The sequence below is a fragment of the Pseudomonas kielensis genome, from assembly GCF_030505375.1.
Classification (GTDB): domain Bacteria; phylum Pseudomonadota; class Gammaproteobacteria; order Pseudomonadales; family Pseudomonadaceae; genus Aquipseudomonas; species Aquipseudomonas kielensis.
In genome coordinates, this window is record NZ_CP130043.1 from 2,988,296 (window position 1) to 3,008,520 (window position 20,225).

The 20,225-nt window shown below is 60.4% G+C and carries 15 protein-coding genes; 9 read left to right on the forward strand and 6 right to left on the reverse strand.

Features of this window, described 5'->3' with window-relative positions:
- Positions 1-175 precede the first annotated feature (175 nt).
- Genes Q1W70_RS13925 through Q1W70_RS13935 form a run of 3 tightly spaced genes read left to right on the forward strand, consistent with a single transcriptional unit; the run spans position 176 to position 2,846 of the window.
- Positions 176-1,615 carry a cytochrome ubiquinol oxidase subunit I gene (locus Q1W70_RS13925; protein WP_166591530.1) on the forward strand — a complete coding sequence of 480 codons (1,440 nt, stop codon included), beginning with the start codon at positions 176-178 and terminating at the stop codon, positions 1,613-1,615.
- Between the two features lie 3 nt (positions 1,616-1,618).
- Positions 1,619-2,626: a cytochrome d ubiquinol oxidase subunit II gene (gene cydB / locus Q1W70_RS13930; protein WP_166591529.1), complete on the forward strand. Its 1,008-nt coding sequence runs from the start codon at positions 1,619-1,621 to the stop codon at positions 2,624-2,626.
- A 52-nt stretch (positions 2,627-2,678) separates the two neighbouring features.
- Positions 2,679-2,846 carry a DUF2474 domain-containing protein gene (locus Q1W70_RS13935; RefSeq protein ID WP_166591528.1) on the forward strand — a complete coding sequence of 56 codons (168 nt, stop codon included), beginning with the start codon at positions 2,679-2,681 and terminating at the stop codon, positions 2,844-2,846.
- Positions 2,847-2,919: 73 nt separating this feature from the next.
- Here the strand turns inward: Q1W70_RS13935 and Q1W70_RS13940 are convergent, their stop codons facing one another.
- Both Q1W70_RS13940 and Q1W70_RS13945 read right to left on the reverse strand, forming a co-directional pair.
- Entirely contained in the window at positions 2,920-4,044 is a 1,125-nt protein-coding gene (locus tag Q1W70_RS13940) for a methyltransferase (RefSeq protein ID WP_182342425.1), read from the reverse strand.
- Between the two features lie 201 nt (positions 4,045-4,245).
- On the reverse strand, positions 4,246-4,962 hold the full coding sequence (locus tag Q1W70_RS13945; RefSeq protein ID WP_166591526.1) for a helix-turn-helix transcriptional regulator: 717 nt from the start codon (positions 4,960-4,962) through the stop codon (positions 4,246-4,248).
- 372 nt (positions 4,963-5,334) lie between these two features.
- Here Q1W70_RS13945 and Q1W70_RS13950 point away from each other — a divergent pair, with 372 nt between their 5' ends.
- Positions 5,335-6,111 (forward strand): ferredoxin--NADP reductase, encoded by a 777-nt coding sequence (locus Q1W70_RS13950; protein WP_166591525.1) that lies wholly within the window; start codon positions 5,335-5,337, stop codon positions 6,109-6,111.
- Positions 6,112-6,156: 45 nt separating this feature from the next.
- Here the strand turns inward: Q1W70_RS13950 and mscL are convergent, their stop codons facing one another.
- Positions 6,157-6,570: a large-conductance mechanosensitive channel protein MscL gene (gene mscL, locus Q1W70_RS13955; RefSeq protein WP_166591524.1), complete on the reverse strand. Its 414-nt coding sequence runs from the start codon at positions 6,568-6,570 to the stop codon at positions 6,157-6,159.
- A gap of 632 nt (positions 6,571-7,202) precedes the next feature.
- Here mscL and radA point away from each other — a divergent pair.
- Positions 7,203-8,570, forward strand: coding sequence for a DNA repair protein RadA (gene radA / locus Q1W70_RS13960; protein ID WP_095166434.1), 1,368 nt, complete (start codon positions 7,203-7,205; stop codon positions 8,568-8,570).
- Positions 8,571-8,579: 9 nt separating this feature from the next.
- On the opposite strand, the gene Q1W70_RS13965 is transcribed toward radA, so the two are convergent.
- Entirely contained in the window at positions 8,580-8,948 is a 369-nt protein-coding gene (locus Q1W70_RS13965; protein ID WP_166591523.1) for a PilZ domain-containing protein, read from the reverse strand.
- A 159-nt stretch (positions 8,949-9,107) separates the two neighbouring features.
- Here Q1W70_RS13965 and Q1W70_RS13970 point away from each other — a divergent pair, with 159 nt between their 5' ends.
- The 3 genes from Q1W70_RS13970 (at position 9,108) to yjiA (ending at position 12,483) form a co-directional block, all read left to right on the forward strand.
- Complete coding sequence (locus Q1W70_RS13970) at positions 9,108-11,174, forward strand: carbon starvation CstA family protein (RefSeq protein ID WP_166591522.1); 2,067 nt, start codon at positions 9,108-9,110, stop codon at positions 11,172-11,174.
- A gap of 15 nt (positions 11,175-11,189) precedes the next feature.
- On the forward strand, positions 11,190-11,387 hold the full coding sequence (locus tag Q1W70_RS13975) for a YbdD/YjiX family protein (RefSeq protein WP_028620750.1): 198 nt from the start codon (positions 11,190-11,192) through the stop codon (positions 11,385-11,387).
- A gap of 124 nt (positions 11,388-11,511) precedes the next feature.
- Positions 11,512-12,483 carry a GTPase gene (gene yjiA / locus Q1W70_RS13980; RefSeq protein WP_182342421.1) on the forward strand — a complete coding sequence of 324 codons (972 nt, stop codon included), beginning with the start codon at positions 11,512-11,514 and terminating at the stop codon, positions 12,481-12,483.
- 209 nt (positions 12,484-12,692) lie between these two features.
- Here the strand turns inward: yjiA and glyA are convergent, their stop codons facing one another.
- Together glyA and Q1W70_RS13990 are read right to left on the reverse strand one after the other, a co-directional pair.
- Positions 12,693-13,946: a serine hydroxymethyltransferase gene (glyA, locus tag Q1W70_RS13985; protein WP_095166449.1), complete on the reverse strand. Its 1,254-nt coding sequence runs from the start codon at positions 13,944-13,946 to the stop codon at positions 12,693-12,695.
- A gap of 250 nt (positions 13,947-14,196) precedes the next feature.
- The gene (locus Q1W70_RS13990; RefSeq protein ID WP_182342419.1) at positions 14,197-18,042 is read right to left on the reverse strand and encodes a sensor domain-containing protein; all 3,846 of its coding nucleotides are present in this window, start codon (positions 18,040-18,042) and stop codon (positions 14,197-14,199) included.
- A gap of 284 nt (positions 18,043-18,326) precedes the next feature.
- Between Q1W70_RS13990 and ettA the strand changes: the two genes are divergently transcribed.
- Positions 18,327-19,991 (forward strand): energy-dependent translational throttle protein EttA, encoded by a 1,665-nt coding sequence (ettA, locus tag Q1W70_RS13995; RefSeq protein ID WP_182342416.1) that lies wholly within the window; start codon positions 18,327-18,329, stop codon positions 19,989-19,991.
- Positions 19,992-20,225 lie beyond the last annotated feature (234 nt).

Consider the following 20,225-nt stretch of genomic DNA (forward strand, 5'->3'; position numbering starts at 1 on the left):
CTTGATCCAGATCAAAGCCCCTGGGGGATTTGTTCTGACGGCCAGAAGGCCAGACTCCCTGCGTTGTGATGTTTGTAAAAAAAGAACGAATTCGAATTCGCCACACTCCATACCCGTAGGGGCGGTGGGTGCAGGCCACAAGCCTGTAGCCGTATTACCTGACAGAGGAAGACTTATGTTCGGTTTGGAGGCACTTGATCTCGCCCGAATTCAGTTCGCGTTCACCATCTCATTCCACATTCTGTTCCCGGCGATCACCATCGGCCTGGCGAGTTACCTGGCAGTACTCGAAGGTCTGTGGCTGAAAACCAACAACAACACCTACCGTGACCTCTACCATTTCTGGTCGAAGATCTTTGCCGTCAACTTCGGCATGGGGGTGGTCTCTGGCCTGGTCATGGCCTACCAGTTCGGCACCAACTGGAGTCGCTTTTCGGACTTCGCCGGCTCCATCACCGGGCCGTTGCTGACCTATGAAGTGCTCACGGCATTCTTCCTCGAAGCGGGTTTCCTCGGCGTCATGCTGTTTGGCTGGAACAAGGTGGGGCGCAAGCTGCACTTCTTCGCCACGGTCATGGTGGCGATCGGTACGCTGATCTCGACGTTCTGGATCCTCGCTTCCAACAGCTGGATGCAGACCCCCCAGGGTTACGAAATCATCAACGGCCAGGTCATCCCGGTGGACTGGTTCGCGGTGATTTTCAACCCCTCGTTCCCCTATCGCCTGATGCACATGGCCACCGCCGCCTTTGTCGCGACCGCGTTCTTTGTCGGTTCGTCGGCGGCCTGGCACCTGCTGCGCGGTCGCGACAACCCGGCCATCCGCACCATGTTGTCGATGGCCATGTGGATGGCGTTGATCGTTGCGCCGATCCAGGCCGTGATCGGTGACTTCCACGGGCTCAACACCCTTAAGCACCAACCGGCGAAAATCGCTGCGATCGAAGGTCACTGGGAAAACCATGGCGACGAACCAACGCCGCTGATCCTGTTTGGCTGGCCGGACATGAAGGAGGAGCGGACCAAGTACGCGGTGGAAATTCCGTACCTGGGCAGCCTGATCCTCACGCACTCCCTGGACAAGCAGGTGCCCGCGCTCAAGGAGTTCCCGCCGGAAGATCGGGCGAACTCGACCATCGTGTTCTGGTCGTTCCGGATCATGGTGGGCCTGGGCATGCTGATGATCTTCACCGGCCTGTGGAGCCTGTGGCTGCGCAAGCGTGACCGGCTGTATTCGAACCGCGCGTTCCTGTACCTGACCCTGTGGATGGGGCCTTCCGGCCTGATCGCGATTCTTGCGGGCTGGTTCACGACGGAAATCGGGCGCCAACCGTGGGTGATCTACGGGGTGATGCGCACCGCCGATGCGTCCTCCGGGCACAGCGTGGTGCAGATGAGCATTACCCTGGCGCTGTTTGTGGTGGTGTATTTCTCGCTGTTCGGTGTGGGCCTTGGCTACATGATGCGTCTGGTGCGCAAGGGGCCAAAGCTCAACGAAGGGGCCGAACCGAGCCACGGTGGTCCTGGTCAGCAACGCACGCCGGCCCGTCCGCTTTCCGCTGCCGATGACGGCACCGAAGGTGACCACAGCGACAGCCTGAACAAGGGGAATTGAGTCATGGGTATTGATCTTCCACTGATCTGGGCCGTGATCATCATCTTCGGCATCATGATGTACGTGGTCATGGACGGCTTCGACCTGGGGATCGGGATTCTTTTCCCGTTCATCAAGGGCAAAAGCGACCGTGACGTGATGATGAACACCGTCGCCCCGGTCTGGGACGGTAACGAAACCTGGCTGGTACTGGGGGGCGCCGCGTTGTTCGGGGCCTTCCCGCTGGCCTATTCGGTGGTTCTGTCGGCCTTGTACCTGCCGTTGATCCTGATGCTGATCGGCCTGATCTTTCGCGGCGTGGCCTTTGAGTTCCGCTTCAAGGCCAAGGACGACAAGGTGCACGTCTGGGACAAGGCGTTTATCGGTGGCTCGATCACCGCGACCTTCTTCCAGGGCGTGGCCCTCGGTGCGTTTATCGATGGCTTCAAGGTGGTCGACCGGCAGTTCGCCGGCGGCTCCCTGGACTGGCTGACGCCGTTCACCCTGTTCTGCGGTGTAGCGCTGGTGGTGGCGTATGCGCTGCTGGGGTGCACCTGGTTGATCATGAAGACCGAAGGCAAGCTGCAGGAGCAAATGCACAACCTGGCGCGGCCGCTGGCGTTCGTGCTGTTGGCGGTGATCGGTATCGTCAGTCTCTGGACGCCGCTGGCCCATACCGAGATCGCTGCGCGCTGGTTCACCCTGCCTAACCTGTTCTGGTTCCTGCCGGTGCCGATCCTGGTGCTGGTGACCATGTACGGATTACTGCGCGCGGTAGCCCGCAATGCCCACTACACCCCGTTCCTGCTGACCCTGGTGCTGATCTTCCTGGGCTACAGCGGGCTGGGCATCAGCCTGTGGCCGTACATCGTGCCACCGTCGATCACCATCTGGGACGCGGCCGCACCGCCGCAAAGCCAGGGTTTCATGCTGGTCGGCACGCTGTTCATCATTCCGTTCATCCTGGGCTACACCTTCTGGAGCTACTACGTGTTCCGCGGCAAGGTGACCCACGAAGACGGCTACCACTAGGTGTACGACGGCGCCCTGACCGGCGCCCTCTCCCCAACCGAGGACCTGAGCCATGGCAGATAAACATTCTTTGCAGGAAATCGAAGAGGCTGAAAAGAAGCCGCTATGGCATCGGCTTGGCTGGCTGGCCGGGATCTGGGTCGGCAGCGTGCTGGCGCTGTTCGTGGTCGCCAGCCTGATGCGCCTGTTCATGAACGCCGCAGGCTTGAGTACCCACTGAGCACTGAACTTCCCATCCCGTTGCCTTGCGGCACGGATTTATAACCCTCCGCTGGAGGGTTTTTTTTGGCCGGTTACTTGCGTGCTTTGAGGATCACGAACTTTGGCGTGGCCGCCACTTGCTCGACGCCACGGAACAGGCGCGCCAGTTTGCTGTGATAGCCCAGGTGCCGGTTGCCGACGATGTACAGGGCACCGCCCACGACCAGGGCTTCGCGTGCCTGCTGGAACATGCGCCAGGCCAGGAAGTCGCCCACCACCTGTTGCTGGTGGAACGGTGGATTGCACAGCACCACGTCCAGCGACTGCGGCTCCTGCCCGGCCAGGCCATCGCTGGCGCGCACGGTCACTTCGCGCTGAGCCAGCGCGGCCTGCCAGTTCTGCGCGGCCGACTGCACGGCCATGAACGACTCGTCGACCAGGGTGTAGTGAGCTTCAGGATTGTTCAGGGCGCTGGCGATGGCCAGTACGCCGTTGCCGCAGCCCAGGTCGGCGACCCGCGCCTGGCCGAGGTTGCTGGGCAGATGAGGGAGGAAGGCCCGGGTGCCGATGTCCAGGCCCTCGCGGCAGAAGACGTTGGCATGGTTGAGCAGTTCGATCGCCGGTTGATCGAGGCGATAGCGGGTCGGGTAGGGCGATGCCACCGCAGGCCGGCCATCCGGGGTCGCGATCAGCAATCGGGCCTTCTTGACCGCCAGCGAGGCCTGCATCGGGCCGACATACCGTTCCAGCAGTTCGCCCGCGGCCCGCGGTAGATGTTTGATCATGGCGGCGGCAACCACTTGAGCGCCGGGCGCCAGTTTCCCCTGCAAGCGGATCAACTGCTCTTCCAGCAAGGCCAGGGTCTTGGGTACACGAATCAGCACCCGATCGAACGGGCCGAGCAGGGGGGCGCTGGCGGGGATCACCGTGACCGCGTCAAACGGCAGGCCATTGCGGGCCAGGTTCTTTTCCAGAGCCAGGGCGGCGAGAAACGAGTCGGTGCTGCTGGTGAGCGCCACCTTGCCCACCAGGCTTGCCGCCAGGGCGCCAAAGCTGTCGTTGAGCACCAGCACTCGCGTGCTCGCGGCGGGCTGCTGTTCGGCCAGATGATTGAGCAGGTACTCATCCGCGGCATCGAAGGCCTGCAGCGGTTCGTTGGGCTGTTCCGGTTGGCGAATCAGGTCGAGTTGAGCGAAGGGGCTTTCGAGCAGGGGCATGGGGCGGGGACTCTGGATAATCAACGAATGTCCCGCGGGTCTGCATGGGGTGAGGCTGGCGGGACCGCCTGAGTGGACTGCGGCGCGTGGATTTGGGCGCCACCACTCAGAATGGAGCAAATGGTACGTTTTTTTCGGCGCGAATACTTGTCGGTTTTCCTCGCCGCGCAAGGATCATTCACGGCGCGGTCCGGTCAACGTTCAGATCATGCGTGATCTGGCGGCCTTCACCACGGCCGATATCTTGTTGCTCACCCCCAGCTTCCTGATCGAACTGCTGACGTGGAAATTCACCGTACGCTCACTGAGGTTCAGAATGGTGGCAATGTCCGAGGCGGTCTTGCCATCTGCCGACCATCTCAAGACTTCGATTTCGCGCGGGGACAGGTGGGTCACATTCACGCACTGCGGGTGCTGGTTGCAGAGCCTTTGCATGGCCAGGGAATGCAGCGCGTGACTGATAAACACCGCATAGCCGAGGTGCTCGTAAAGCTCGAAAGCGCTGATCTGGCAATGACTGCGGGCCATGCTCAGCATGCTGACGCTCTGGCCGTTGGGGTCGCGCGCCGGCTGTGACCAGCCATGCTGCAAGCCTTGCTCCTCCAGTGCGTGCCAGAGGGCGGGGGCCTTGGCAAACGTCTTGCTGTCCCAGACGATGGGCAGAATCGAGTGGTGGCAATGAGCAACTATTGGATCGATCGAACTGTAGTGGTTTTTCTCATACTCGGTGTTCCAGTCGTGGGGGTAGTTGTTAAGGTTAACGCTGTCGAAACGTTGGCCCGCCAAATGAGCAGTCGTCGAGAATGCACAATATTCATAACCCATACTATTGAAGAAGTTCAGAGCGATTCTGTAGGCGGTTTCTACATTCGATTCAACCGCCAATTTCCTTAGCTGGGTTTCCTTCCAGATCTCCATTCAAACCTCTCCTGATCGTCGGCGTCACAATAATGCTGGCTGCGTCCAAATAACAGCACAGCCTGAGTGTAGGATATGTCCTGCCACTAGTCTGTGATTTTTTTGCTCTTGCGAGAGGGGATAAAACAACTAATTGGTTATGAGTTACATGGTTGTATTGTTGCCGGCTTTCACGAAGTGTTAATTGATAGTGTTTATGTGTTAAGTGGCTGTATTTAAAGGATGGCTGATTAAATGATGGGTGTAAGTGTTTAGTTTATTAACTATTTAGTGAGTGTTGTGGTGTGTGGCCGTGAATAACACTACAAATCAACGGTTTTTCTTCCCCTGGCTTTGCGGGACACTGGGGCCATCAGACCTACGGAGCCCCTCATGAGCGCCAGCGAAGAGAAATTCACCCGTCAGACCTTGCTCGATGTACAGCCCTTGACCCCCAGCCTGTTTACCCTGCGCACGACCCGTGACGCAGGCTTCAGGTTCCGGGCGGGGCAGTTTGCACGCCTGGGCGTGACCAAGGCCGACGGCAGCACGGTGTGGCGCGCCTATTCCATGGTGTCTTCGCCCCATGACGAGTTTCTCGAATTCTTTTCGATTGTCGTGCCGGGAGGCGAATTCACCAGTGAGCTCAGCCGCCTGAGCGTGGGCGATACGTTGCTGGTCGACCGCCAAGCCTTTGGGTTTCTGACCCTGGATCGGTTTATCGATGGGCGCGATCTGTGGTTGTTGTCCACCGGCACCGGGATCGCCCCTTTCCTGTCGATCCTGCAGGACTTTGAGGTCTGGGAAAAATTCCAGCGGATCATTCTGGTGTACAGCGTGCGTGAGGCCCGGGAGCTGGCCTATCAGGCGTTGATCGCCGGCCTGGCAGAGCGCGAGTACTTGGCCGAACACGCTCACAAGCTGCAATTTATTGCCACAGTGACCCGCGAGCAGCACCCGGGGGCGCTGCAGGGGCGGATCACGCAGTTGCTTGAGAACGGGGAGTTGGAGCGGGCCGCGGGTGTGCAGATTACCCCGGAGCACTCACGCGTGATGTTATGTGGCAACCCGCAAATGATCGACGACACGCGCAACCTGTTGAAGCAGCGTGACCTGCAGTTGAGCCTGAGTCGGCGACCGGGTCAGGTCGCGGTGGAAAATTACTGGTAAAAAAAACGGCGCCATCGGGCGCCGTTCTTGATTGCTTCACAGCCCTCAGGGCTTGCTGTTCTGTACCTTGAGCAGGTCGCGGATCTCCCCCAGCAGCTCTTCTTCCTTGGTCGGAACCGGTGGCAGGCTAGGTGCCACGGCCTCTTCGCGTTTCAGGCGGTTGATGGCTTTCACGCCCATGAAGATCGCGAACGCGACGATCACGAAGTCGATGATGCTCTGGATGAATTTACCGTAGGCCAACACCACGGCCGGGGCGTCGCCCTGTGCCGCTTTGAGGGTGATTGCCAGGTCCCCGAAGTCCACCCCGCCGATCAGCAGGCCGATGGGCGGCATGATCATGTCACCGACGAACGACGTTACGATTTTGCCGAACGCTGCGCCGATGATGATGCCCACGGCCATGTCGACCACATTCCCTTTGACCGCGAAGGCCTTGAACTCACTTATCACGCCCATAGGTTATTCCTTGTTACAGATGAGGTTGGTAAACGCAGTGTAATTCACCAAAACGTGTCTTGCTCGACACACGTGCTCAGGTCGCACGTCACTATCGACCCAAGAGGTGGCAAAAAGTTTACAAAACGCCATCAATCACCGGTCGGGGGTGTCCGCAGCCATCGATCGAGCGGCCGGTGAGCAGCGCTAGGCTTGCTTCGATCTGTGAGTGATCGGGGGGACGGTTAGTTGGGTTTGGATGCACTGTTGTTGACGTCACGTTTACGTCTAGTTGTTCGGTGTCAATCGATTAGCGCGGGTTGTTTGATGCATAGAGCGGGCGACCCAAGTGGTGCGCGGCAGTTATTTGGCGATTGGGCTGCACAAGGTGTTTATAGTTTTCAGATTTTGTATAACTTCTGCAAGAGTGTTTGATAGATATTGGCTATAAGTTGGCAGGTAACTGTTTAGTTATCTTGCGGTAGTGTAAATGCTCTACTGCGTTGATGCGTGTCGTATAGTCGGGTGCATAAGCGAGGGGCAGCGCACAACTTTCAAGTGCGTATAAGTATGGCCTTGGCGCAAAAGTGTATACGAAACCACGGCTGTCCTCGCCAGCTGAGTTATCATCGCGGTTTTTCCCGGGAGTTCAGATGGCCAAGGCAAAGCGCATGTACGGCTGCACCGAGTGCGGATCGACCTTCCCCAAATGGGCAGGCCAATGCGGTGAGTGCGGTGCCTGGAACACCCTGACCGAAACGATGGTGGAGAGTGGCGGTGCCGCTGCCCCCAGCGGGCGTACCGGCTGGGCCGGGCAGCAGGCGCAGATCAAGACCCTGGCTGAAGTCAGCGTTGAGGAAATTCCGCGTTTCTCCACCGCCTCCGGCGAACTGGACCGAGTGCTGGGCGGCGGCCTGGTCGACGGTTCCGTGGTGCTGATTGGCGGTGATCCGGGGATCGGCAAGTCAACCATTCTCCTGCAAACCCTCTGCAACCTCGCCACCCGCATGCCGGCCCTCTATGTCACGGGTGAGGAGTCACAGCAGCAAGTGGCCATGCGTGCCCGACGCCTGGGCTTGCCCCAGGATCAACTGCGGGTCATGACCGAAACCTGTATCGAAACCATCATCGCCACGGCGCGGGTGGAAAAACCCAAGGTCATGGTGATCGACTCGATCCAGACGATTTTCACTGAACAGCTGCAGTCGGCACCTGGCGGCGTGTCCCAGGTGCGCGAAAGTGCGGCGCTGTTGGTGCGTTATGCGAAACAGAGTGGCACGGCGATTTTCCTGGTGGGGCACGTGACCAAGGAAGGCGCGCTGGCGGGGCCCAGGGTCCTGGAGCACATGGTCGACACCGTGCTGTATTTCGAAGGCGAGTCCGATGGGCGCCTGCGACTGTTGCGTGCGGTGAAGAACCGTTTTGGCGCGGTCAACGAGCTGGGTGTTTTTGGCATGACCGACAAGGGGCTGAAAGAAGTCTCCAACCCATCGGCGATTTTCCTTACCCGGGCCCAGGAAGAAGTGCCGGGCAGCGTGGTCATGGCCACGTGGGAAGGTACCCGACCCATGTTGGTGGAGGTCCAGGCACTGGTGGATGACAGTCACCTGGCCAATCCGCGTCGGGTGACCCTGGGCCTGGATCAGAACCGGTTGGCCATGCTGCTGGCGGTCCTGCATCGCCATGGTGGCATTCCGACCCACGACCAGGATGTATTTCTCAACGTGGTGGGTGGGGTCAAGGTGCTGGAAACCGCTTCGGACCTGGCGTTGATGGCGGCCGTGATGTCCAGCCTGCGCAACCGCCCGCTGCCCCACGACCTGCTGGTCTTTGGTGAAGTCGGCCTGTCCGGGGAAGTGCGCCCGGTGCCCAGTGGCCAGGAGCGCTTGAAGGAAGCCGCCAAGCACGGCTTCAAGCGCGCGATCGTGCCCAAGGGCAATGCGCCCAAGGAAGCGCCGGCAGGTTTGCGGATCATTGCCGTGACCCGCCTGGAGCAAGCCCTCGACGCATTGTTCGAGTAACCCCGGCGCTCAGGTTTCGATCAGGGCACCCAGCTCGCGCTCCAACTCCTGTGGGTCACCGAGATTGAGTTCGATCAGTCGGCGCAAGCTGCTGACGGACTCCAGGCTGATGTAGCGACAGACAAATCCGAGTTGGTCGTGCTCTTCGTGGGTCAATTGCACGTCCATGCGGATTTCGGTTTCTTCACTCAAGTGAATGTCCACCGAAAAGATCTGGTTGCGATCGCCCAGCCAGGGGGTCGGGCGTTGCACCAGCAAGCCCTTGAGCGACAGGTCGAGCAGTTTCACCGGCCAGCGGTGATTGCCCTGGCTCAGTTCGGTTCGGGCATCGAATGCGATCCGCCGGAAACGGCGGCGATTGCCAGCGTGGGTGCTCATTGGATAGTTCCTCTGCGAATGGGCTGACTATAGACCCCCATCCCAGGGTGCTGCCACTCAAGGCAAGGCTCTAGACCAATGTCGGGGTATGGCCTTTGGCTAAATCGGCGCTAAACTCGGGGTGGCTGTCTCTCAAGTCCACCTGGCTGGAATAAAAAAATGAAAAATAATAATAGCCTGCTACGCCACTTACCCTGGCTGCTGCTGGCAATCGTAGGAGCGTGCGCTCTTGGTGTAGTGGCATTGCGACGGGGTGAGGCGATCAACGCCTTGTGGATTGTGGTCGCGGCAGTGGCCATTTATCTGGTCGCATATCGTTACTACAGCCTGTTCATCGCAACCCATGTGATGCAACTCGATCCACGGCGGGCCACCCCCGCAGTGCTCAACAATGATGGTCTGGACTATGTGCCGACCAACAAACACATTCTGTTCGGTCACCACTTTGCCGCTATTGCCGGTGCAGGCCCGCTGGTCGGCCCGGTGCTGGCAGCGCAGATGGGCTATTTGCCCGGCACGCTGTGGCTGATTGCCGGCGTGGTGCTGGCGGGTGCCGTCCAGGACTTCATGGTCCTGTTCATGTCCACCCGCCGCAACGGTCGTTCCCTGGGGGACATCGTCCGTGAAGAAATGGGCCGCGTCCCCGGCACCATCGCGCTGTTTGGCTGCTTCCTGATCATGATCATCATCCTCGCGGTGCTGGCGCTGATCGTGGTCAAAGCCCTGGCTGAAAGCCCATGGGGCATTTTCACAGTGATGGCGACCATCCCGATCGCGATGTTCATGGGCATCTACATGCGCTACGTCCGCCCGGGTCGCATTGGCGAAATCTCGGTGATCGGCGTGTTGCTGCTGCTGGGCTCCATCTGGCTGGGCGGGCAGATTGCCGCGGATCCGGTCTGGGCCAAGGCTTTCACCTTCACCGGGATCGAGATCACCTGGATGCTGGTGGGCTATGGCTTTGTCGCCGCATCGTTGCCGGTGTGGCTGATTCTGGCGCCCCGTGACTACCTGTCGACCTTCCTCAAGATCGGCACCATCATTGCCCTGGCCATTGGCATTCTGGTGACCATGCCAGAGCTGAAAATGCCGGCACTGACCCAGTTCGTCGATGGCACAGGCCCGGTGTGGAAGGGCGGTCTGTTCCCGTTCCTGTTCATTACCATTGCCTGTGGTGCGGTCTCGGGTTTCCATGCGCTGATCTCTTCGGGTACTACGCCCAAGCTGCTGGATAACGAAACCAACGCCCGCTACATCGGTTACGGCGGCATGCTGATGGAATCCTTCGTGGCCATCATGGCCATGGTTGCCGCTTCGGTGATCGAGCCAGGCGTGTACTTCGCCATGAACAGCCCGGCAGCCGTGGTGGGCAGTGATGTCGTCAGCGTGGCGCAAACCGTCAGCAGCTGGGGTTTCGCGATCACGCCGGAAGCCCTGCAGGCCGTGGCCCATGACATCGGCGAAACCACCATCCTGGCGCGCGCCGGCGGTGCACCGACCCTGGCGGTCGGTATCGCGCAGATCCTGCACAGTGTCCTGCCGGGTGAAAACACCATGGCGTTCTGGTACCACTTTGCGATTCTGTTCGAGGCGCTGTTCATCCTGACTGCCGTGGACGCCGGTACCCGTGCCGGGCGATTCATGTTGCAGGACCTGCTTGGGTCTTTCGTTCCGGCGCTCAAGCGCACCGAGTCCTGGACGGCCAACCTGATCGCGACAGCCGGTTGTGTGGCGATGTGGGGTTGGTTGCTGTATCAGGGCGTGGTCGATCCGCTGGGCGGGATCAACACCTTGTGGCCGCTGTTCGGTATCTCCAACCAAATGTTGGCCGGTATCGCGCTGATGCTCGCGACTGTCGTACTGATCAAAATGAAACGCCAACGCTACATCTGGGTCACCATGCTGCCCGCGGTATGGTTGCTGATCTGCACCACCACCGCAGGCTTCATCAAGCTGTTCGACGCCAACCCGGCGATCGGCTTCCTGTCCCTGGCCAAGAAGTACAGCGATGCCCTGGCCAACGGTCAGGTTCTCGCACCGGCCAAGGACATCGCGCAGATGGAGCACGTGATCTTCAACGCCTACACCAACGCAACGCTCACCGCGCTGTTCCTGTTCGTGGTCTTCAGTATCCTGTTCTATGCACTCAAGGTCGGTATCGCCGCCTGGGGTCGCAAGGAGCGTACGGATAAAGAATCGCCCTACCAGGCCCTGCCGGATGCGTAAAAGAGGATTGCACCTGTGTTCAATGACCTGAGTCGCCTCGGTAAATACCTCGGTCAGGCCGCGCGCCTGATGGTCGGCATGCCCGATTACGACAATTACGTCGAGCATATGCAAACCAATCACCCGGACAAGCCGGTGATGAGCTACGAGATGTTCTTTCGGGAGCGCCAGGAAGCTCGTTACGGCGGCAAGGGTGGGCCCAAGTGCTGTTGAGGCACGAGATGTAAATGGCAACACAACCCTGTAGGAGCCGGCTCGCCGGCGATGGCGATCTTGAAGACGCCATCGCGGGTCAGCCAGGCTCCTACAGTTTTTTTTGCGTTCGGGAGATCCAGTTTTGTTAACCCCTATCCCCGTTACCATCCTCAGCGGCTTTCTCGGCGCGGGTAAAACCACGCTGTTGCGCCACCTGCTCAAGGCCGAGCATGGCCTGAAGATCGCGGTCATCGAAAACGAATTCAGTGACGCCGGTATCGATACCCAGTTGCTGGGCGACGAACCGGTGCAGGTGATGACGCTGTCCAATGGCTGCGTCTGCTGCACGATTCACACCGACCTGAGCAAGGCCCTGTACCTGCTGCTCGAGCGCCTGGACAGCGGCGAAATCAGCTTTGATCGCCTGGTGATCGAGTGCACCGGCCTGGCCGACCCGGCTCCCGTGGCCCAGACATTCTTCATCGACGAAGAGTTGCGCGAGCGCTACATCCTCGACGGCATCATCACCCTGGTGGATGCGGCGCACGCCGACGTGCACCTGACCCAGACCATTGCCCAGGCGCAGATCGGTTTTGCCGACCGCTTGCTGGTCAGCAAACGCGACCTGGTGGACGAGCCGACATTCACGGCGCTGAGCGAGCGCCTGACCCGGATCAATCGCCGGGCACCGATCCGTCTGGTCGAACACGGCAAGATCGACCTGGCCGAGTTGCTGGATGTGCGCGGCTTCAATCTCAATGCCGACCTCGGGGGTGGCGTCAGCTTGCGCCCGGTGAGCAAGGCGCCATCAATCGACCGCATCACCAGCCTGGTGCTGCGCAGCGATCAGGCGCTGGATATCGACCGGCTCAGCGAGTTCATGAACGAGCTGCTGGAAGAGCACGGCAAACAACTGCTGCGCTACAAAGGTGTGCTGAATATCGCCGGGGAATCGCGGCGCATGGTGTTTCAGGGCGTGCTGAAGCTGTATGGCTTCGACTGGGACACTGAATGGGCCGAAGGTGAAGCGCGCGAAAGCGTGATCGTGTTCATTGCCGATGATTTGCCGCAAGACAAGATCCGCGAAGGGTTTGCCCGGGTGGCGGCCCAATAGAACACCAGGCATGCGCTTTCTGTGAGCGCATGCCAGTTTGAGTTATTTACCGCCGATTAGCCGGATAGCTTCCGTGAGCAACCTGGTGGGTTTACACATCCAGGGAGTGTGTTCAGGGCCCTATCCACTGGGGTTGAGCGGTTTGACCGGCGAAAAAAAACCGGCCAATCACTTGGCCGGTTTTTTAGGCTGCGGATCTAGCGGTGCAGTTACGCGCCGTATACCGGCAGCTTCTTGCAGATAGCCTTGACCTTCTCACGTACGGCGTCGATCACCGCTTCGTTGTTCAGGTCTGCCAGGATGTCGCAGATCCAGCCGGCCAGTTCCTTGCACTCAGCTTCCTTGAAGCCACGAGTGGTCACAGCCGGAGTGCCGAAGCGCAGGCCGGAGGTGACGAACGGGGAGCGTGGATCGTTCGGTACCGAGTTCTTGTTGACGGTGATGAACGCTTTGCCCAGAGCGGCGTCGGCGTCTTTACCGGAGATTTCCTGCTTGATCAGCGACAGCAGGAACAGGTGGTTTTCAGTACCGCCGGAGACCACGTCGAAACCGCGCTCGATGAACACGCTGGCCATGGCCTGGGCGTTTTTCACCACTTGCTGCTGGTAGGTCTTGAACTCAGGCTGCAATGCTTCCTTGAAGCAGATCGCTTTAGCGGCGATCACGTGCTCCAGCGGGCCACCCTGGGCGCCCGGGAATACGGCGGAGTTCAGCTTCTTCTCGATGTCGGCGTTGGCGCGAGCCAGGATCAGGCCGCCACGTGGACCGCGCAGGGTCTTGTGGGTAGTGGTGGTCACTACGTCAGCGAATGGCACTGGGTTCGGGTAGACGCCAGCAGCGACCAGACCGGCCACGTGGGCCATGTCGACGAACAGGTAGGCGCCCACTTTGTCAGCGATTTCGCGGAAGCGTGGGAAGTCGAGGATCTGCGAGTAGGCAGAGAAACCGGCCACGATCATTTTTGGCTTGTGCTCGACTGCCAGGCGCTCGACTTCGTCGTAGTCGATCAGGCCGTTGGCGTCGATGCCGTACTGAATGGCGTTGTACAGCTTGCCGGAGGACGAAACGCTGGCACCGTGGGTCAGGTGACCACCGTGGGCCAGGCTCATGCCCAGGATGGTGTCGCCAGCCGACAGCAGGGCCAGGTAAACGGCGCTGTTGGCCTGGGAACCGGCGTGCGGTTGAACGTTGGCGTAATCGGCGCCGAACAGTTCTTTTGCACGGTCGATGGCCAGTTGCTCAACGACGTCGACGAATTCGCAACCGCCGTAGTAGCGCTTGCCTGGGTAACCTTCGGCGTACTTGTTGGTCAGTACCGAGCCTTGAGCTTCCATCACCGCTGGGCTGGTGTAGTTCTCCGAAGCGATCAGCTCGATGTGTTCTTCCTGGCGCTGAGCTTCTTGCTCCATGGCGGCAAAAAGGTCGGCGTCGTACTTGGCAATGGTCAAATCACGGCTGAACATGGCGGTCCTCAAGGATCGGGGGGCAGAAAAGGAGGGCATTCTAACTCAATGGCTTTTGTCTGGCATATGAAACGACATCATGTCGCAGACAAGTGGCATTCATGACGGGATCAGCGGTGATCATGCTGACCCCATCGCGAGCAAGGCCGCTCCCACGGGGGATTTTCGGTGTCCACAAATTTTATGTGCCCCCAAAAACCTGTGGGAGCGAGCTTGCTCGCGATGAGGCCATCAGCCTCTGTGCAGGACGTCAGTCGAGCATGAAGAGCGCATCATTGCTGAACTGCGCTTCAAAGCGTGCCGCCGGCATCGGCCGGCCGAACAGATAACCCTGCACCTCGTCGCAATCATGCTCACGCAGGAACTCCAACTGCTCATGGGTCTCCACCCCTTCGGCGATCACGGCCAGGTTCAAGCTGTGGGCCATGGCAATGATTGCGCGGGCAATCTGCGCATCCTGTTCGCCTGACGGCAGGCCGTCGACGAAGGTGCGGTCGATTTTCAGCACATCGATCGGGAACTGTTTCAGGTAGTTGAGCGAGGAGTAGCCCGTGCCGAAGTCGTCGACCGCGATGCTCAGGCCGAGGTTCTTCAGGCTGGCGAGGATCTGCATGGCCTCGCTGACTTCGCGCATCAGGATGCTTTCGGTCAGTTCCAGCTCCAGGCAGGCCGGCGCCAGGCCCGTGTCCTTGAGGATGGTGGCGATGCGTGTGCCGAGTTGGCCATCGGAGAACTGTCGCGCGGAAATGTTCACCGAGACCTTCGGTACGCGCACCTGCGCCTGGTGCCATATCTTGAGTTGCTGACAGGCCTCGCGGATCACCCAGTCACCGACGTCCACCACCAGCCCGAGTTCTTCCAGCACCGGAATGAAGTCCCCCGGTGGCACCAGCCCGCGCCGCGGATGCTGCCAGCGCAGCAGGGCTTCGGCCCCGGTCAGGCGCTTGCCGTCGCCGCTGAACTGCGGTTGGTAATACAGCACAAATTCATTCTGTTCGAGGGCGTGACGCAGGTCGCTTTCCAGTTCCAGGCGTTCCAGGGCGCTGGCGTTCATCTCCGCCTGGTAGAACTGGAAGTTGTTCTTGCCGCGCTCCTTGGCGTGGTACATCGCGGTGTCGGCGTTTTTCATCAACTGGCTCAGTTCGTTGCCGTCCTGCGGGCTCAGGGCGATGCCGATACTGGCCGTCACAAAAAACTCACGGCCTTCGAGGACGAAGGGCTTCACCAGGCTGGCGAGAATCTGCTCGGCGACATGAATCGCTCGGTTCAGCGCCAGTTCGCGGGTGGCGCGCGGTTGCAGCAGCAGGGTGAATTCATCACCGCCCATGCGGGCCACGGTGTCATCGTCGTCGACGCAGCCGAGCAGGCGGGTGGCCATGTCCTTGAGCATGCGATCGCCGGCGGCGTGGCCCAGGGAGTCGTTGATCGGCTTGAAGCGGTCCAGGTCGAGGAACATCAGCACCACCCAGGACTTGTGCCGCTGAGCCGTTTGCAGGGCCGTGTGCAGGCGGTCCTGGAACAGGGTGCGGTTGGGCAGGTGGGTCAGGGCGTCGTAGTAGGCGAGGCGGTGAATCCGCTGCTCGCTGGCCTTGCGCTCGCTGATGTCGCTGAAAAAGCATACGTAGCTGGCCAGGTCGCCCTCGTCATCGAGCACCGCGGTGATCCCGACCCAGGCCGGGTAATGCTCGCCGTTGCGGCGCTTGAGCCAGATCTCACCTTCCCAGCTGCGGTGCTGGTGCAGTTGTTTGAGGATATAGCCCAGGTGGGCTTCCTGCTGCTCATCGACGGTCAACATGTTCGGCAGTTGATCGAGGACCTGGGACACCGCGTAACCACTGACCCGGCTGAACGCGTCGTTGGCCTGCACGATGTAGCCGGCGGGGTCGGTGATCAGGATCGCCGACGTCGAGTGTTCGAACACCGTGGCGGCCATGCGCAGGTCTTTCTCCGCGCGCCGTTGCTGGCTGATGTCGCGACCGACCCCCAGCACGCCTTCGAAAGCGTCGTGCTCGTCCCACACCAACACCAGCCGCAACTCGATGGGGATCTTGCGGCCATCGGCGCGCAGGCAGTCGAACAGGAACAGTTGGGTCTTCACCTGGCTGCGCAGTTGCGCCAGTTGCTCGGGCTGGTTCAAGGCCCGGCTGACGCGGTCCATCAGGCTGTAGATGCCGGTCAGTTGCTGCGGGTTGGCGACGATGGACTGCCAGCCGTTGCGGAAGATCCATTGCGCGTCATAGCCGAGCACGGCCTGCACCGACGGGCTGACGTAGTTCAACGCGAGTTTGTTGTTGGTGGAGAAGATGACGTCGCTGATGCTCTCGGCGAGCATGCGGTAGCGCTGCTCACTGTCGCGCAGGGATTCGCTGGCTTCGATCTGGTCGGTGATGTCCTTGGCCACGCCGATGATCCGCGTGACCTGGCCGTCAGCGTCCCGCGCCAGGGCCTGCTCGCGCACCTCGAAGCAGCGCCACTGGCCGTCGCGGTGGCGAAAGCGCAGCGGGCACTGGCGCAACGGGTGATAACCGGCCTGGCGTTGTTCGTCGCGCAGGCAGTGGTAGAGCTCGGCGTCTTCCGGGTGCAGGAGGATTTCCCAGAAGTACTCGCCCATCTGTTGCAGTTCGGACTTGTTGTAGCCCAGGGTCTGCCCCAGGTGGTGATTGCTGAAGATCATGCGCTGGCTGAGTGCATCCTGGACGTACAGGTGATCGGGCACGGTGCGCACCACGTCGGACCAGAAGCTTTCGCGCTCCAGCAGCGACAGTTCCACCAGCTTGCGGCTGGTGATGTCGTTGATGCTCAGGATCACCGCGCGATAGTCCGGTTGTTCCTGGGGCAGGCGCAGGACCAGCCACAGGTGCTGATCCTGGCCCTGGTCGTCCTTGAGCTTGATTTCCAGCTCCAGTTGGCGCTGCTGATTGAGCACAGCTTCCAGCAGCGCGGCGCCAATGCTGTTGTCGTCTGCTGGCCGGCCTTCGATCAATAATTGCCAGGCCTGCGCGCAGGACTGGACGCCGAGCAGGTGCAGCGCCACCTGGTTGACTTCGGTGATGCGCAGCTCCTGCAGCAGTAACTGGCGTTGTTCGTGATTGCCCAGGGCGGCACGTAGCGCTTGGCTGTCGTGCACCTGGGTTTTGTCGAAGGCATCGTGGAGCCCCGACAGATCCAGCACGCACAGCGCAACACCGGTGCCATCGAAAATGTCCTGGTACCGCCTGCGGCCTTCATGCAACTGGAGTTGGCGGCGGCGCATGTTCAACAGGGCAATGAATGGCAACAGGGACAGGGCCAGCCCCAGCAGGCATTTACCGATGAAGGCCGGCAGCAGTTCCTCGATCACCCGCTGGCGGTCGAACAGGCCGCGCAGTTGCCAGTCGCTGCTGCTCAGCGGCACGGTCAGCACGGTGTTGGCCTGGTCCTGCGGGGTCAGTAGGTTCGGCTGGGTCGAGGGCTGCAGGTCTTCACGGCTGATGATTTGATGATTGATGCGGTTTTCCACCAGCCACCGTGGACGCAGGGTGCCTTCACTCTGCTTGGCCAGGCCTGCGAAAAAGCTCGGCCGCAGGCGCAAGGCCCAGTAGCCGCGCGTGCTGCCGCTGGCCTGGTGCAGCAGCAGGTGCACCACCGAGCCGTCATTGGCGTTGCTGAAGTAGTGCGCCTGGGCGTGACTGCGCCTGACCAGTTCGCTCAGGTAGTCGGCATCCGGGGTGGTGGCGCTGTCATGGAGCACTTTGCCAGAGGGGCTGAGCAGCGCCACGCTGAGCAGATCCGGCAGGGACTGCTGCAGTTTGCGCAACAGGGCCTGTTGCTGCTCATGGGTTTGCGGTTGTTCGACGATCGGTAGCAGATTGAGCGCGATCTGCGCATTCAGCGCCATGTTCAGGCTGACTTGGGCGGCCAGGTCGGCGGTGTAGTCGATGGTGTGCTGGCGCTGGTCTTTCTGGGTGTCGTGCAACTGATCGAGCAATTGCCAGAACAACAGTCCGAGCAACAGCAAGACCAGCATCGCCAAGGTGCCTTTGAGTGTCCCGCGCAGGGGCGATCCGGGCGCAGGGTTCAGTGCGCGCGCGGAGGAAGGCGGAGTGGCGTTGGACAATCTGTAATCCTGCGGTGGGGCTGGACTGGCGCGACGTGCACTATAAGCCTGACGCCCGAAGGGCGGCTAGCATGCCTTGAGTTGTGGCAAAGTGCCAGTCCCCTCCGGCTGGACGGGTATGTCACATTGAGGTAGCTTTGCCGGTTACGCAGGGCGTTCCAGCCCCAGACATTCAGGCTTTTTTACGCAAGCAGGCATCGACCCTCCGGTCCATGCCCGCGCCGCGCATGGCCTGACACGGGCTTGGCCCGCTTTATTCCACCGTTACTGACGCTAGGTTCTCCATGGCTCAATACGTCTTCACCATGCATCGGCTGGGCAAAGTTGTTCCGCCGAAGCGGGAAATCCTGAAAAATATTTCGCTGTCGTTCTTCCCTGGCGCGAAGATCGGCGTTCTCGGCCTCAACGGCTCGGGTAAGTCCACGCTGCTGAAAATCATGGCCGGCGTCGACACCGAGTTCGACGGCGAAGCCCGTCCGATGCCAGACCTGAACATCGGCTACCTGCCGCAGGAACCTATCCTGGATCCGACCAAGACCGTGCGTGAAGTGGTCGAGGAAGCGGTCAGCGTGATCAAGGACGCGCAAGCGCGCCTGGACGAGGTCTACGCGGCCTACGCCGAACCGGATGCCGACTTCGACAAGCTGGCAGCCGAACAGGCGAAGCTTGAAGCCATCCTGCAAGCGGGCGACGGCCACAACCTTGAGCGCCAGTTGGAAGTCGCCGCCGACGCGCTGCGCCTGCCGGCCTGGGATGCCAAGGTCGAATTCCTCTCCGGTGGTGAGAAACGTCGTGTGGCCCTGTGCCGCCTGCTGCTGTCCGCGCCGGACATGCTGCTGCTCGACGAACCCACCAACCACCTGGACGCCGACTCCGTGGCCTGGCTGGAGCACTTCCTGCACGACTTCCCGGGCACCGTGGTTGCGATCACGCACGACCGGTACTTCCTGGACAACGTTGCCGGCTGGATTCTGGAACTCGACCGCGGTGCGGGCATTCCTTATGAAGGCAACTATTCGGGTTGGCTGGAAGCCAAGTCCGATCGTCTGGCGGCTGAATCCAAGCAGCAGTCGGCTCACGAAAAAGCCATGAAGGAAGAACTGGAGTGGGTGCGCAAAGGCGCCAAGGCCCGTCAGTCGAAATCCAAGGCTCGTCTGCAACGCTTCGAAGAAATGCAGTCGCAGGAATTCCAGAAGCGCAGCGAAACCAACGAGATCTACATCCCGGCCGGTCCGCGCCTGGGTGACAAGGTCATCGAGTTCAAGAACGTCACCAAGGGTTATGGCGATCGCGTCCTGATCGACAACCTGTCGTTCTCCATGCCTAAAGGCGCCATCGTTGGCGTGATCGGCGGTAACGGTGCGGGTAAATCCACGCTGTTCCGCATGCTGATGGGCAAGGAACAACCGGATTCGGGCAGCATCGAAGTCGGTGAAACCGTGCAGTTGGCCTGTGTCGATCAGAGCCGCGAAGACCTGGACGGCAGCAAGACCGTGTTCCAGCAGATCTCCGACGGTTCCGACCAGATCCGCATCGGCAACTACGAGATCCCGTCGCGCACTTACGTCGGTCGCTTCAACTTCAAGGGCGGCGATCAGCAGAAGTTCGTCAAGGACCTGTCCGGTGGTGAGCGGGGTCGCTTGCACCTGGCCCTGACCCTGAAAGAGGGCGGCAACGTGCTGCTGCTCGACGAACCGTCCAACGACCTCGACGTTGAAACCCTGCGTTCCCTGGAAGAAGCCCTGCTGGACTTCCCGGGCGCCGCCATTGTGATCTCTCACGATCGGTGGTTCCTTGACCGCGTGGCGACACACATCCTGGCGTACGAAGACGACTCGCAAGCGATCTTCTTCGAAGGTAACTACACCGAGTACGAAGCCGACCGCAAAAAGCGTCTTGGCGAAGCGGCTGCCCAGCCACACCGGGTACGCCACAAAAAACTGGCCTGATTGGCTGGTGGCATGAAATAACGGAGCCTGCGGGTTCCGTTTTTTTTGCGTCCGGTTTGTCAGGGCGGCTGTCAGTGATGGTGCGAAACGCTGATCTTGGCTCCCTGTTTCTGTGCACAAACGGCGCAAAAATTGGATTAAGTTATATCCATTGCACCATTTAATTTCATAACTGCGACATTTTGCGCTGTTCCGGTGCTCCGTTCGTTTGTTACAGTCCGGCTCAATCTCTTC

What these genes read in the sequence shown, in the direction of transcription:
- Q1W70_RS13925 (WP_166591530.1), top strand. Translation starts at nt 176, where the DNA reads ATGTTCGGTTTGGAGGCACTTGATCTCGCCCGAATTCAGTTCGCGTTC.
- cydB (WP_166591529.1), top strand. Translation starts at nt 1,619, where the DNA reads ATGGGTATTGATCTTCCACTGATCTGGGCCGTGATCATCATCTTCGGC.
- Q1W70_RS13935 (WP_166591528.1), top strand. Translation starts at nt 2,679, where the DNA reads ATGGCAGATAAACATTCTTTGCAGGAAATCGAAGAGGCTGAAAAGAAG.
- Q1W70_RS13940 (WP_182342425.1), bottom strand. Translation starts at nt 4,044, where the DNA reads ATGCCCCTGCTCGAAAGCCCCTTCGCTCAACTCGACCTGATTCGCCAA.
- Q1W70_RS13945 (WP_166591526.1), bottom strand. Translation starts at nt 4,962, where the DNA reads ATGGAGATCTGGAAGGAAACCCAGCTAAGGAAATTGGCGGTTGAATCG.
- Q1W70_RS13950 (WP_166591525.1), top strand. Translation starts at nt 5,335, where the DNA reads ATGAGCGCCAGCGAAGAGAAATTCACCCGTCAGACCTTGCTCGATGTA.
- mscL (WP_166591524.1), bottom strand. Translation starts at nt 6,570, where the DNA reads ATGGGCGTGATAAGTGAGTTCAAGGCCTTCGCGGTCAAAGGGAATGTG.
- radA (WP_095166434.1), top strand. Translation starts at nt 7,203, where the DNA reads ATGGCCAAGGCAAAGCGCATGTACGGCTGCACCGAGTGCGGATCGACC.
- Q1W70_RS13965 (WP_166591523.1), bottom strand. Translation starts at nt 8,948, where the DNA reads ATGAGCACCCACGCTGGCAATCGCCGCCGTTTCCGGCGGATCGCATTC.
- Q1W70_RS13970 (WP_166591522.1), top strand. Translation starts at nt 9,108, where the DNA reads ATGAAAAATAATAATAGCCTGCTACGCCACTTACCCTGGCTGCTGCTG.
- glyA (WP_095166449.1), bottom strand. Translation starts at nt 13,946, where the DNA reads ATGTTCAGCCGTGATTTGACCATTGCCAAGTACGACGCCGACCTTTTT.
- ettA (WP_182342416.1), top strand. Translation starts at nt 18,327, where the DNA reads ATGGCTCAATACGTCTTCACCATGCATCGGCTGGGCAAAGTTGTTCCG.